The 14414-nt window shown below is 46.0% G+C and carries 12 protein-coding genes; all 12 read right to left on the bottom strand.

Annotation, left to right across the window (positions count from 1 at the left end; all coding sequences use genetic code 11):
- Positions 1-2 precede the first annotated feature (2 nt).
- From JaK3_RS02385 to rsmH, 12 genes are read right to left on the bottom strand one after another with little or no spacing between them, the layout of a single operon-like run.
- Positions 3-860 (bottom strand): cell division protein FtsQ/DivIB, encoded by an 858-nt coding sequence (locus JaK3_RS02385; protein WP_068320299.1) that lies wholly within the window; start codon positions 858-860, stop codon positions 3-5.
- Complete coding sequence (locus JaK3_RS02380; protein WP_068320297.1) at positions 857-1870, bottom strand: D-alanine--D-alanine ligase; 1014 nt, start codon at positions 1868-1870, stop codon at positions 857-859. The genes JaK3_RS02385 and JaK3_RS02380 overlap by 4 nt, the downstream gene beginning before the upstream one ends.
- The gene (gene murC / locus JaK3_RS02375; protein WP_068320295.1) at positions 1863-3299 is read right to left on the bottom strand and encodes a UDP-N-acetylmuramate--L-alanine ligase; all 1437 of its coding nucleotides are present in this window, start codon (positions 3297-3299) and stop codon (positions 1863-1865) included. Before murC ends, JaK3_RS02380 begins: the two co-directional genes overlap by 8 nt.
- Positions 3296-4345, bottom strand: a complete 1050-nt coding sequence (gene murG / locus JaK3_RS02370) for an undecaprenyldiphospho-muramoylpentapeptide beta-N-acetylglucosaminyltransferase (RefSeq protein ID WP_205627486.1) — start codon at positions 4343-4345, stop codon at positions 3296-3298. Before murG ends, murC begins: the two co-directional genes overlap by 4 nt.
- A 20-nt stretch (positions 4346-4365) precedes the next feature.
- Positions 4366-5637 carry a putative lipid II flippase FtsW gene (ftsW, locus tag JaK3_RS02365; RefSeq protein WP_068320291.1) on the bottom strand — a complete coding sequence of 424 codons (1272 nt, stop codon included), beginning with the start codon at positions 5635-5637 and terminating at the stop codon, positions 4366-4368.
- Complete coding sequence (gene murD / locus JaK3_RS02360) at positions 5634-7217, bottom strand: UDP-N-acetylmuramoyl-L-alanine--D-glutamate ligase (protein WP_068320694.1); 1584 nt, start codon at positions 7215-7217, stop codon at positions 5634-5636. The genes ftsW and murD overlap by 4 nt, the downstream gene beginning before the upstream one ends.
- Positions 7218-7269: 52 nt before the next feature.
- Entirely contained in the window at positions 7270-8439 is a 1170-nt protein-coding gene (mraY, locus tag JaK3_RS02355; RefSeq protein WP_068320289.1) for a phospho-N-acetylmuramoyl-pentapeptide-transferase, read from the bottom strand.
- Positions 8430-9878, bottom strand: a complete 1449-nt coding sequence (locus JaK3_RS02350) for a UDP-N-acetylmuramoyl-tripeptide--D-alanyl-D-alanine ligase (protein ID WP_082786347.1) — start codon at positions 9876-9878, stop codon at positions 8430-8432. The genes mraY and JaK3_RS02350 overlap by 10 nt, the downstream gene beginning before the upstream one ends.
- Complete coding sequence (locus tag JaK3_RS02345; RefSeq protein ID WP_068320287.1) at positions 9878-11428, bottom strand: UDP-N-acetylmuramoyl-L-alanyl-D-glutamate--2,6-diaminopimelate ligase; 1551 nt, start codon at positions 11426-11428, stop codon at positions 9878-9880. Before JaK3_RS02345 ends, JaK3_RS02350 begins: the two co-directional genes overlap by 1 nt.
- Positions 11425-13197 carry a peptidoglycan D,D-transpeptidase FtsI family protein gene (locus JaK3_RS02340; protein ID WP_068320285.1) on the bottom strand — a complete coding sequence of 591 codons (1773 nt, stop codon included), beginning with the start codon at positions 13195-13197 and terminating at the stop codon, positions 11425-11427. The genes JaK3_RS02345 and JaK3_RS02340 overlap by 4 nt, the downstream gene beginning before the upstream one ends.
- On the bottom strand, positions 13194-13460 hold the full coding sequence (ftsL, locus tag JaK3_RS02335; RefSeq protein WP_068320283.1) for a cell division protein FtsL: 267 nt from the start codon (positions 13458-13460) through the stop codon (positions 13194-13196). Before ftsL ends, JaK3_RS02340 begins: the two co-directional genes overlap by 4 nt.
- Entirely contained in the window at positions 13457-14407 is a 951-nt protein-coding gene (rsmH, locus tag JaK3_RS02330; RefSeq protein ID WP_068320281.1) for a 16S rRNA (cytosine(1402)-N(4))-methyltransferase RsmH, read from the bottom strand. Before rsmH ends, ftsL begins: the two co-directional genes overlap by 4 nt.
- Positions 14408-14414: the final 7 nt, after the last annotated feature.

The following is a 14414-nucleotide window of genomic DNA, read 5'->3' as shown; positions in this document are numbered from 1 at the left end:
CCTCATTGCTTCAGCTCGCTTTTTTTGCCATCTACATCACTCTTCTTCAAACTTGCAGAGGCAAGATGAACCGCAAAACCATTTGCATATCGCAAATCAATTGCATCAATTCGATTTGCCCACTTCTCTTGTACTTGGGGCCAATATTTAAATAATCGCGCTACACGTTCTTCAGTTAAATTTTTATCGGAGCTTTCTTCATCACGTCCAAACTCGACTCTCATACCATTTGACAGTCTGACGTTCCATGCGTAGCGCTCCGTTAAGGCAAGACTAGTTACTTCTGCACCCCAAGGCTTAAACCAGCTATTTGCTTTTTCATAAAGGCTCATCACTTCCTTGCCTGAATCTGCGGGGCCAGAGAAGTCAACCAGATGGATGTCGTCACCTACCTCAGAGACTCGTCCAGCAAATAACTCCCCATGAGTGTTCATTAACGTGTGACTCTCAGCACCACCCCATGTACCGAATGGTTTCTGCTCTTCAATACTGACGACCAATCCATTGGGCCAGACACGGCGTACATTGGCATGTCGAACCCAAGGCATGCTCTCAAAGCCTCGCTTTACATCCTCTAGACGAACACTAAAGAAATTACCCTGTACCGTTTCTAGGACCTGCTGCCTCACGATAGGCTTCTTAATATGTTTGAGCGTTTGTCCTGCAACTGGCTCAATTTGTATTTGCTTCAATGCAAATACTGGACGCTGACTAAGCCAAACCAAAATACCAATTAATAGCATCACTATGAAGCAACGTATCAAGAAACTACTTAGCTTCTCCATGCGATCTGAGTGATTCCAAAGTGGAGCCATCAACATAGAGAAAATTTCACCGAAGCGGTCCATGAAGTTACTCATGCATGAGTACCCTCTTTTTGCAGCAGTGTTTGGCCCAATAACCAAAGTACCAAATCTGCATACTCAATACCTGTGGCCTTAGCGGCCATTGGCACCAATGAATGAGAAGTCATGCCTGGAGAAGTATTCATTTCTAGCAAATAAGGTTTGCCAGTTTTTTGCTCCAGCATCACATCAGCGCGACCCCAAGTCCGGCAACCCAAGGCCTTGTAAGCTGCCAAGGCTAATTCCTGAACGGCAGCATTCACCTCTGGCGCAAGCCCTGTTGGGCATAGGTACTGAGTTTCATCAGAGAAATACTTATTATGAAAATCGTAATTTGCTTGCGGAGGAATAATTTTGATCACCGGCAATGCTTCGGCAGTTTTACCGTAACCAACCAGTGGGCAAGTTAATTCGTCGCCGATGATGCAGGTCTCTGCAATCACTTTTTTATCTAAACCAGCGGCGAGTTTGTAAGCGGCCGGCAGCTCATCAACTGATTTCACCTTAGTAATCCCCAAGGAAGATCCCTCATGCGCAGGCTTCACAATTAGCGGCAAACCTAAGTGCTGAACTACAGCATTCCAATCACTTGTTGCAGTCAACTCTTCATACTCAGGGGTCGCTAGTCCATTGCTAATCCAGACTTGCTTGGTGACAATCTTGTCGATCGCCAAAGCGGATGCCAAAACTCCGCTGCCGGTATATGGTAGGTCAAGTAATTCGAGCAAGCCTTGAATAGTGCCATCCTCACCAAAGCGACCGTGCAGCGAAATGAAAATACGATCAAATTTTTCTTTAGCCAGTTCAGTAGGGCAACGCAAACCAGTATCAAAGGCGTGGGCATCCACGCCTTTAGAACGCAAGGCTTCCAGCACACCATTGCCTGACATAAGAGAAATTTCTCTCTCGCCAGATTTACCGCCAAGCAATACGCCGACACGACCGAATGACTTAACGTCCATACTAGCTAAGCTAGCCTTAACGCGATCGCCCCAAGAGCTCAAGTTAGTACCTACTTTAGACATGCTTTGCCTCCGCTAACGTATGCGGCAAAGCAGAAATTGATCCTGCACCCATCGTAATTAATACATCTCCATCTTTTAAAACTTGACTCAATTTTTCTGGCATCTCTGCAATATTTGCGGCGTAAGCAACTGCAGCTGAATTTAATAAGGCTTTTGAATTCTTATCTTCAGTTATTGCAGCCTTCATCAAACTCTTGCCATCTGCCCCTGGAATTTTTGCCTCACCGGCTGGATAGACATCAGTCAACACCAACGCATCAAAGCTTTTAAGGACTTGTACAAATTCACCAAAACAATCACGCGTTCTAGTAAAGCGATGTGGCTGGAACGCCAGAACTAAACGACGATCTGGATAGGCGCCGCGTGCGGCAGCTAAAGTTGCTGCCATTTCCACTGGATGATGACCGTAATCATCAATCAAAGTAAAGCTGCCACCTGATACCAACGGAATATCTCCATAGCGCTGGAAGCGACGACCAACACCGCTAAATTCGGAAAGTGCTTTTGTGATTGCTTCATCGCCCACACCCAGCTCTGTAGCGATACCAATTGCAGCCAAGGCATTACGAACGTTGTGTAATCCAGGCAAGTTCAGCGTGACATTGAGTGGACCAGGCTTATTGCCATGTCTGCGCACCGTGCGACGATCAACTGTGAAATGCATCTGTGTGCCATCTGCGCGCACATTACTTGCACGGATATCGGCATCCTCAGATAAGCCATAGCGTAATACTGGTTGGGATACAAATGGAATAATGTCGCGCACATTTGCATCATCAATACAAAGTACTGCCACACCATAAAAAGGCATACGCTGAATAAACTGCACAAATGCTTGCTTTAAGCGAGCCATATCGTGCTGATAGGTATCCATATGATCTGCATCGATATTGGTGACGACTTCCATTGCTGGAAATAATTGCAAGAAAGAAGCATCGGATTCATCGGCCTCAACAACGATGAAGTCACCACGCCCTAAACGCGCATTGGCGTTTGCAGAATTGAGTTTCCCGCCAATCACGAATGTGGGATCTAGTCCGCCTTCAGCCAAAACTGATGCGACCAAACTAGTAGTCGTTGTTTTTCCATGGGTACCAGCAATCGCAATGCCCTGCTTTAGGCGCATTAACTCACCCAACATCACAGCGCGCTGAATAACTGGGATTTTTGCTGCTCGTGCAGCTAAGACTTCGGGATTATTGCCAGCGACTGCTGTTGAAATGACTACTGCCTCAGCAGTGCCAATATTTTTAGGGTCATGACCAATATGAATCACGGCACCCAACTCCTTCAGGCGCTTAGTAACAGCACCCTCAGTAAGATCTGATCCTGAAACCTGATATCCCAAGTTCAAAAGCACCTCAGCAATACCGCTCATACCAGCGCCACCGATACCGATAAAGTGAATTTGCTGAACAATATGCTTCATTTGCCTACTCCCGCACAGTCTGCACACACTTCAGCCACTCGCTGGGTCGCATTTGGTTTAGCCAAGGCATGGGCTCTCAGCGCCATTTCTTTTAATTCTTTACGACTTAAGCTTTGAATCATCATTGCTAAATCTTGCGGATTGAGTAAGGGCTGTGGCAATAAAACTGCAGCATCTGCATTAGATAAAAACTGTGCATTAGCAGTTTGATGATCATCAATCGCAAATGGGAAAGGAATAAGGCAAGAAGCAACTCCGCAAGCGGCTATTTCAGAAACAGTCATCGCACCAGAACGACAAATCACTAAATCTGCCTGCGAGTATGCAGTTGGCATGTCGTCAATAAATGGACGAATATCTGCCACGACACCCAGATCGGCATAACGCTTTTCCAGATCTGCTAAATGCTTATCGCCGGCTTGATGAATAACCTTAGGACGAGACCCTACTGGAATCAACGCCAAAGCAGCTGGAATATTTTCATTTAAGGCTGCAGCTCCCAAGCTACCGCCGACAACCAAAATAGATAAAGGTCCTTGACGCTGCTCATAACGCTCTGCTGGCGCGAGCATATGGTCAAATTCTTCACGAATCGGATTACCAACCCATTCTGCATTTGGCATCGTATTGGGAAATCCAGTCAAAGTTCGCATGGCGATTTTGCTTAGCGCAATATTGGCGCTACCAGCAACTGAATTTGCTTCATGCAAAACCAATGGTCGCTTCAATAATTTACTGACTAAGCCGCCTGGGAAAGTAATGTAGCCACCCATACCTAAAACAACGTTCGGCTTGACGCGACGCATGATTTTCCAACTCTGAATGCATGCACGCATCAAATTAATTGGCAACATGAGTTTGGTCTTTAAACCCTTTCCACGCAAGCCACCAAAATCAACTGCCTCAAATGGAAAGTCACAAGACTTCACGAGGCGATATTCCATGCCCGCTTGATTACCTAACCAAGAGACATTCCAACCACAAATCTGCAAGTATTCAGCGACAGCTAGGCCCGGGAAGATATGCCCACCAGTACCACCAGCCATCACAAGAATTGAGGGTTTTGTCAAAGCTTCCCTCCACGCATCAGAATGCGATTTTCAAAATCAATGCGCAATAGCATTGCCATCGCAACAGCATTCATCAAAATACCAGAACCACCATAACTCACCAATGGCAAAGTCAAACCTTTAGTTGGTAACAGCCCAAGGTTCACACCCATATTAATAAAGGCCTGCCAACCAATCCAAATAGCTACACCCTTAGCAGCAAGTCCTGCAAAGCTACGATCTAATTGCAATGCGGTGCGTCCGATTAAGAATGCGCGACGTACGATCCAGTAGAACAAGAAGATCATCACGACGACACCAACAAAACCAAGCTCTTCACCAATCACTGCCATGATGAAATCGGTATGGGCTTCAGGCAAGTAATGTAATTTTTCTACGCTACCGCCAAGACCTGTACCAAACCACTCGCCACGTCCAAAAGCCATGAGTGAATGGGTTAATTGATATCCCTTATTGGCTGCGTTATCTACTTGCCATGGATCCATAAATGCCAACATACGTCCACGACGGAATGGTGAGAGCGCAATCATCGTTGCACCGCTCATCAAACCAACCGCAATCAAACCACCGAACAATTTAGCGTTGATACCACCCAAAAAGAGAATGCCAAATGCAATCAATGCAACCACAACGAATGCGCCCATATCCGGCTCAGCCATCAGCAGGCCACCAACCAAGGCAACTGCAATACCCATAGGTAGCATGCCCTTCACAAAAGAATGGAGATACTCTTGGCGTTGCACCGTATAGCTTGCCGCAAAAATCACTGCAGCAAATTTCATTAACTCGGAAGGCTGAAAGTTCATCAAGCCAAGGGGGATCCAGCGCTTAGCTCCATTCACGCCTTTACCTACGCCAGGGATTAATACAGCGATAAGCAGCAAAACGGTAAATCCAAAAATAACTGGTGAATAACGATCCCACACCTTTGTAGGAATCTTGAAAGCCCAAATACCCACTCCAATAGCAATTGCCAAAGAAATCATGTGGCGGATCAAAAAAAAGTTGCTACTGTAGTTTGCATACTTAGGTCCATCAGCCAAAGTAATAGAAGCTGAATACACCATCACTAGACCAATCAACATGAGGGACAAAATTGCCCAAACAAGCAACTGGTCATACTCCATCATGCGTGAACGAGTTTGTTCTACGCCAGATACCGCATCTCGCAAGCCAGTACGGAAGTTATCGATTCCGCCTCTAGAAAAATTCCAGAAACGATTTAATCCAAGACGGTTTTCAGGAAAGAATTTCTCTTTTAAGTTCATGCCTGGACCCCTTCAAAGCGCATTCCCAACTCTTCGACTTCTGCAGCAAATACTTGAGCGCGTTCTTTATAGTCACGGAACTGATCTAAGCTAGCGCAAGCTGGAGATAACAACACTATGTCACCAGATATTGCCTGCGCAGCTGCAGCCTGAACTGCAGTCACTAAGTCACCACAATTAGTGACAGGTATTCCAGCGCCTAATGATTCGCCAATGGCAACACCATCTTTGCCAATCACGAAGGCGCCCTTTACAAAACGCAAAGCTGGTTCACGAAGTGGGCTGAAATCTTGCCCCTTACCATCTCCACCAGCAATTAACCAAATGCGTTTTCCTAATTCGTTATTACCCAAACCATTTAATGCGGCAACAGTAGCACCCACATTAGTGCCTTTACTATCGTCCACATACTCAACGTCTTTAACAATCGCAATGCTTTGTACTCGATGAGGCTCGCCATGGTAATCACGCAAACCATGTAATAACAAGTTCATTGGCAAATTGGCAGCGCGTGCTAACGCAAGCGCAGCCAAGGCATTTAAGGCGTTGTGACGACCACGAATTCTTAATGCATCAGCTGGAATGAGGCGCTTCAATCGTAATGGCTCATCATCCTCAACAACCGCAGACTTGCGACGACGCTTAGGCTTAGGCTCTACATCCTCATCTACTTCAGCCCACACCAGCCAATCAATGCCGCCAGCACGCAAGTCATGCTCAATACCAAATGCGCCTTGCTCATCTGGACGATTAGAGCCAAAAGTCACAATAGACTTCTCTGTTTTCTGCTCTTCAGAAAGCAAGCCCATTACAAGAGAGTCATCACGATTCAGGATGCACACTGTATCGGCGCCAAATATTCTAGACTTAGCGTCTGCATAAGCCTGCATATCCCCATGCCAATCCAAATGGTCTTGGGTAATATTCAACACAGTTGCTGCAGTTGCATTTAAGGTGTGGGTATAAACCAGCTGGAAACTAGATAACTCCAACACCCAAACATCAGGCATGTCGACAATTTGATCTGCCAAGTCTAGGCAGCTCATTAATTTTTCTAAAGCGGCAGGACTGATGTTTCCCGCAACAGCAACTTTCTTGCCGGCGCGCTCACAGAGTTGACCCGTTAGCGCAGTAGTCGTTGTTTTGCCATTGGTACCAGTGACCGCCAATATCGCAGCCTCATAGCTAGACTCTTGTGCCTGAGCCATGCGACCTAAAGCAGAAATTGCACGAGCAAAAAATTCAATTTCGCTCCACACGTCGATTTCAGCTTCCTCAGCTTTTACCAAGAATGAATAAATTGGGTCTTGCACCGGAGAAAGCCCTGGGCTGATACCAATCACATCAATCCCTTTGAGTAAGTCATCACTCAAAGGTCCAAAACAAGCATCTTTTAGACCCGCAATGTGAAGCTCTTGCAACCAAGCATTCTGACGCTCACTTAATAATGATTGCTCACGGGTGTCGGCGAGACGCACCTCTGCACCATTACGCAAGCACCACTTAGCCATTGCAACACCAGATTCACCCAAACCTAAAATGAGGAATCGGCTTGGCGCTTGATAGCCTTCATCACTCATGAAAGCTGAATTAGCGAAGGTATTTTCTAAAATCAACATATTTACTTTTGGATCACCGTAACTTCAAGCTAGATAAGCCAATTAAGACTAAGAGAATCGTAATGATCCAGAAGCGCACAACTACTTGTGTTTCTTTCCAGCCACCCAATTCAAAATGATGATGCAATGGCGCCATACGAAAAATACGACGGCCCTCGCCAAAATGTTTTTTAGTTGCTTTGAACCAAAACACTTGCAGCATGACTGAAAGGGTTTCTGCAACAAAAATGCCGCCCATCACAAACAACACAATTTCTTGACGAACAATGACCGCAATAGTGCCGAGTGCACCGCCTAAAGCTAGCGCACCTACGTCACCCATAAATACTTGAGCTGGATGGGTGTTGTACCAAAGGAAAGCTAATCCTGCACCGCCCATAGCGCCACAGAAAATCATTAGCTCGCCCGCGCCTGGAATATATGGAAAGAGGAGGTACTTCGCATAAATCGCATTACCCATCACATAGGCAAAAGCACCTAATGCAGCACCCACCAGAATGACTGGCATGATGACCAAACCATCAAGGCCATCAGTTAAGTTGACTGCGTTACTACTACCAACAATTACCAAGTAACTCAAAATAATGAAACCCATAATTCCTAATGGGTAGCTCACTTCCTTCATAAACGGCAATAACAAGTCGGTTTTTGCTGGCAGGTCTAAAGCGAAACCGCTTCTGAGCCACTCATAGAATAATTGCAGCACTTTGAGGTTATTGACCTCGGAAACAGAAAACGCAAGGTAGATTGCAGCAAACAAACCAATCAAAGTTTGCCAAAAGAATTTCTCTTTAGAGGCCATACCCTTAGGATCTTTGTAGACCACTTTACGGTAATCATCCACCCAACCTACCAAGCCAAAGCCAAAGGTAACAATCATCACAATCCAAATAAAGCGATTGCTAAGATCCGCCCACAGCATGCATGAAATAAAGATACCAATCAAAATTAAGACGCCACCCATTGTCGGAGTGCCAGATTTCACTAAATGCGTTTGCGGTCCATCTGTTCTTACTGCCTGACCCATCTTTAAAGCGGTAAGTTTGCGAATAACCCAAGGTCCGGCAGCCAAACCAATTAACAATGCAGTCACCGTTGCCATCACCGCTCTAAAAGTGATGTAGTTGAACACTCGGAAAAATCCGTAATCATCCTGCAACCATTGCGCCAACATTAAGAGCATGTTTTAGCCTCCTCTAACAAGGCCTGCACTACACGCTCCATGCGCATAAACCGTGAACCTTTAACCAAAATATTTAAATGCTGATTGCTGCCGCTGGACTGGGTATGAAGCGCATCTCTTAATTGCGCAATCAGACTGTCCATATCTGAAAAATGTTTTGCCTGAGCTGAAGTTGCAACACCTTTACCAGCCTCATTAAATCCTTGGAGTGCGAATTGGCATTGCTCACCTAAGGCAAAAAGCTTGGCAACCCCTTGTTCAGCAGCATAAGCGCCAACTTCCCGATGAAACTCTGGACCTTGATTACCAACTTCACCCATATCACCCAAAATCAACCAAGATAAATTTCCTGATTGCTTTAAAGCATCAATTGCCGCCCTTACAGAATCAGGATTAGCGTTATAGCTATCATCAATGAGAGTTCGATTTAAATCGATCGCCTTAGCTTGCATACGTCCATTGACTGGCGAGAAAGCTTCGAGACCCTCTTTAATTTTTTCAAGACTTACACCAGCAGCAATTCCTACCGCACTTGCTGCTAGGGCATTGCGAACATTATGGCTACCCAAAGTATTTAACTGAACCTCGATGCTGCCTTGTTCAGTTTTAATCTGCACTAACCCATTGCTTAATAGGGTTCCAGTCACTGCAGCCGATGCCTTAGTCTGTGCAGATGACAAAACAAAATCAATGACCTTGCGACCTCCAGCGGCCTGGCGCCAAACATTTGCAAATTCAGAATCTGCTGGGAATACAGCGATGCCATCACTTGGTAAAGCGCGAATTGCATCAGAGTGTTCTTCAGCTACAGCAGCCACTGTTGCCATAAACTCTTGATGCTCACGCTGGGCGTTATTAATTAATGCGATATTGGCTTGAGCAATAGCAGCCAACTGTGCCGTCTCACCCGGATGATTCATGCCAAGCTCAACAACTGCTAGACGATCCGTCGAGCGTAACTTTAATAGGGTTAATGGCAAACCAATATCGTTGTTCAAATTACCTTTAGTCACCAGGGTATGTTGCTCGCCAACGGCAGCCTTGAAAATAGAAGCAATCATTTCCTTAACTGTGGTCTTACCATTGCTACCAGTAACCAAAGCTAAAGGAATGGGGTGATTAGCGCGCCATGCTTTGGCTAAATTTGCTAAACCAACGCGTGTATTCGAAACGCAAATTGCCGGCAAGTCGGCCGGGCATTTATCTTGACTACTAATTAACGCAGCACCTGCTCCAGCTTTAGCAACATCAGATAAGAAGTCGTGAGCGTCAAAACGCTCGCCAACCAAAGCTACAAACAATTCGTTACGCACTATCTGACGACTATCAGTACTCACTCGAGAAACAACTAACTCCTGAGCAGTTTCTACAGAGGTATTAATTAACTTACTTCCAGGCAGCATAGCCTGGGCTTGAGCAAGCGTTGTCATGATGGACATTAAATTCCACCCCCTGCGGCCAAGCGAATATGTTCTTGGTCAGAGAAATCAAATTTCTTGCCATTGATTTCTTGGGTAGTTTCATGACCCTTACCAGCGACCAAAACAATATCGCGAGCATTCGCATTGCGCACAGCCGCCATAATGGCAGCAGCACGATCGGCAATCATCTGAACATTTCTTGCATCCACTTTTAGACCGCCACGAATCATCTGCATGATGGCTTGCGGATCCTCTGAGCGTGGATTGTCACTAGTAATCAAAATTTGATCGGCATAACGCTCTGCAACAGCGCCCATTAGCGATCGTTTTCCGGCATCTCTATCGCCACCGCAGCCAAATACACACCAAATGTTTCCACCACGCTGATCTGCAATAGGTCTCAAAGCCTGCAAAGTTTTTTCTAAAGCATCTGGCGTATGTGCGTAATCGACAACCGCCAATAAGCTTTCTGTTTTTTGAGGCTTGCCAATCTGAATTAACTCCATACGCCCAAGCACCGGATTTAATTGACTGACTTTATGCGCTGCAAGCTCGCAGCTCATGTCTTGAGTAAGCAATACCGTCCATACTGCAAGCGCATTACTTAAATTAAATTCACCCAATAACGGGATGTGCAATTGAGCACTTCCCGCATTGTCATAAACAAAAGTGGAATCGTAGCCTGCACCACTCAACGCAGTCTCTTTTGCATAAATACGGTGTAATCGGTCACCAAATTTTTCAAAACCTTTAAATATTGCTGGCGACAAGGCGTACGCCCAAACTTTCAAATCATTTTTAGCCAACAGATTCATAGCTAACTCACGACCAAATGCGTCATCCAAATTAATGACCGCATGCTTAAGTCCAGACTGCTGAAATAACTTAGCTTTCGCCTCGGCGTACTCTTCCATACTGCCGTGGTAATCCAAATGATCTTGCGTGAGATTGGTGAAGACCGCGCAATTTAAGTCAGTTCCGGCGATTCGATATTGATCTAATGCGTGTGAAGATACTTCCATGGCTACTTGCTTTGCACCTGCGCTGAGCAACTCTGCTAGTTGAGTTTGTAACTTTGGAGCATCTGGAGTTGTATAGCCAGTTTGAACTAAAGCACCTGGAAATCCAGTTCCTAAAGTGCCTAAAACCGCAGTACGATGATTGCTGGCATCTAAAGCCTGAGCAAGCCACTGAGTAATACTTGTTTTTCCATTGGTGCCAGTAACACCAATAATGCTCAATTCTTTACTGGGGTTTCCGTACCACTGAGAGCACAACTGGCCCGCCCCTGCGGCAAGATTTTCAACTGCGAAGCATTGTGGGTGATCTATAAATTGATTGTCCATACCCACAGGATCAAACACCACGGCTGCTGCACCATTTTCTAAAGCAGCATGAATAAATTGACGTCCATCGCGCAATGCATTGCCATGACCTACCGGATAGGCAAAAAAGATATCGCCAGACTGAATCTGGCGACTATCCGCACACACTTTTGCGGAGGAATTCGCTAGTGTGTGTAAGTGGTCAATCAAGTGATTGGTGTCTATTTTCAAGTCCACCCTCATCGCTTCAAAACCACATGTTGCGCTTGTGCATTTGCAGACTGAATCTCGTGCGGACTCTTATCTTGCAAAACCATCTGCTTCACTTTGTTATCTGGCAATACATTTAAGGTATGCAGTGTTTCGCTCACAATAGTCGAGAAAACTGGTGCTGCGACATCACCACCGTAGTGACTTCCGCCGGTAGGCTCGTCAATCATGACTGCAACCACAATACGTGGCGCACTAATGGGAGCTAAGCCAGCAAAGTAGGCGCGGTATTTATTGCCATAGCCTTTTCCAACTAACTTATGTGCTGTTCCAGTCTTGCCACCCACACGGAAACCTTCAGCCTGGGCCTTAATAGCAGTGCCTCCAGGCTCAGTAACTGACTCCATCATGGCGCGCATTTCTATTGCAGTTTTTGGAGAAAGAACTTTTGTGCCTGGTTTAAATTCTGGGCTACGCTCAATTGTCAGGGGAACCAATTCACCATCACGGGCAAAAACTGTGTAAGCACGAGCTACTTGAAATAGCGAAGCAGAAATACCGTAACCAAATGCAATACGCGCTTGATCGGTAGGCATCCACTTTTTAAATGGGTGAACTGTTCCAGCTACAGCACCAGGGAAACCAATTTTTGGTGCCTGGCCAAATCCAACTGCCGTATAGAAATCCCACATCTCTTCAGCGGAAAGACTGTTCATTGCAATCTTTGCCGTTCCAATATTGCTGGATTTTTGAATAATTTGCGAGACCGTTAAATTTCCATAAGGATGTGTATCGGTAATTGGTTTAGGGCCAATTAAATATTTAGCGCCAATCACCATATTGGTATCAGGCTTGACCGCGCCTTTTTCTAATGCAATTGCAATCGTTAACGGCTTCATGGTTGAGCCAGGCTCAAAGGTGTCCGTTAAGACGCGATTACGTAATTGCTCGCCAGTTAACACCCTGCGATCATTCGGGTTGTAACTTGGATAGTTTGCCAAAGCCAAAATCTCGCCCGTTTGTGTATCAAGCACTACCGCGCCGCCCGCCTTAGCGTGATGCTTTTCAACTGCATCTTTCACAGCGTTATAGGCCAGGAACTGAATCTTGCTATCAATCGAAAGATTCAAGTCCTTGCCATTTTGTGGCAACTGCAAAATAGCCATTTCATCGACAACGCGCCCAAGACGATCAACCACTACACGTCTCTGCCCTGGGTGTCCGGCAAGATCTTTCTCTCTCGAAAGCTCCATACCCTCTTGGCCTTTATCGTTTACGTTTGTAAAGCCAACCACGTGCGCCATCGCCTCGCCCTCTGGATAGAAGCGACGATATTCATTATTTAAACCAATGCCTGGAATTTCTAATTGCTTAATTTGCTGTGCAACCGCTGGATCAACTTGGCGTTTTAAGAAGATTTGCTTGCGCTCTTCTTTTAGCTTCTTGCGTAAATCTGATTCGCTCATCTGCAAGAGACTTGCCAGCTTCTGCACCTTATCTGCAGCTAAATCATCAGGCACCGTGTCGTTATAGGCGATAACTGATTTCGCTTCCAGACTAGTCGCAATAACCTGACCATTGCGATCCAAAATTTTTCCGCGACTCGCGGGCAACTCTAATTCACGCTGAGTGCCGCGCACGCCTTTTGCTTCATAGAATGCATTGCCTGGACCCTGAATCCAAAATGCACGTAGCAAAAGCATCATGAAAACAAAGAATAGGAGGAATAGCATTAAACGCGACCGCCACATTGGCAGACGCAACACTAAATTAGGCGTAGTAGAAAAACCAACCGGCCTCATTTAGCCTCCCTCAGATACAAAGTACGTTCAGGAGAAATTGGGGACATGCGTAATTGATTGCGCGCAACATCACGAATACGTGCGGACTTCGAAAGATTGCGTTGCTCATACTCAAGACGTAACCATTCTTGATTTAATTTACGCTCTTCAATCTGCGCCCGTTCCTGCAAAATAAATAACTTACGCGCACGCTGCTGCGCCGCCACTAGAGATAGAGCACAAATTAATAGCAATGCGAGCAAGGTCAATGTCGCGCGATTCATGCAACTGCCCCCATGCGCTTTTCAGCGACACGCATTATTGCTGATCGTGCGCGAGGATTTTCAGATACCTCTGCATCACTAGGCTTAACACGACCAATAATTTCAAGCGCGCTTTGCGGCAAATCTTTTTCGCGCACTGGCAAGCCACGAGGCACCTCTACTTTGGCATGTGCTTGCATGAACTGCTTCACGATGCGATCTTCAAGAGAGTGAAAACTGATTACCGCTAGTCTTGCGCCAGGCTTTAATAATTTCAATGCCGCTTTTAAACCGAGCTCTAAATCTTCTAGCTCGCGATTGATAAAAATTCGCAGGGCTTGAAATGTTCTCGTTGCAGGATCTTGACCCGCTTCACGTGTGCGTACAACACTAGCTACAAGACTGGCTAATTCTGTTGTAGTTTTTGGAGACAAGCCTTCTTCACGCTTGGCCACAATGGCTTTAGCGATCTGATATGCAAAGCGTTCTTCTCCGTAAGTCTTAATCACGTGCGTGATTTCCTCCGGTGGTGCTTGCTCCAACCACTCTGCTGCAGTTAAACCATGATCGGTATTCATGCGCATATCGAGGGGACCTTCGCGTCGAAAAGAGAATCCCCGATGTGCTTCGTCCACTTGGGGCGAGCTGATACCCAAGTCCAACAAAATTCCATCGACCGATTCTGCTTCCGCGTACTGATCCATTTGCGCAAAACTGTCGTGCACAATTTTCAAACGCGGATCGTTGATTTGCTGCGCTACTGCGATCGCATCCAAATCCTTGTCGAAAGAAATCATGCGTGCTGATGGATTCAATTCTTTGAGCAGCGCTTGAGTATGACCGCCACGCCCAAAGGTTCCATCGATTACCAGAATTTGTTTTGCTGAATTTTGATTTTGAATCAGTGGGCCGCCAACTAGCGCCGTCACCGCCTCGGCCAGTAACACTGGGCGATGAGATATGTTCATAGCACCC

The sequence above is a fragment of the Polynucleobacter yangtzensis genome, from assembly GCF_001595965.1.
GTDB lineage: Bacteria > Pseudomonadota > Gammaproteobacteria > Burkholderiales > Burkholderiaceae > Polynucleobacter > Polynucleobacter yangtzensis.
The sequence above is the reverse complement of the archived record's forward strand: the minus strand, read 5'-3'. Positions and strand labels throughout refer to the sequence as shown.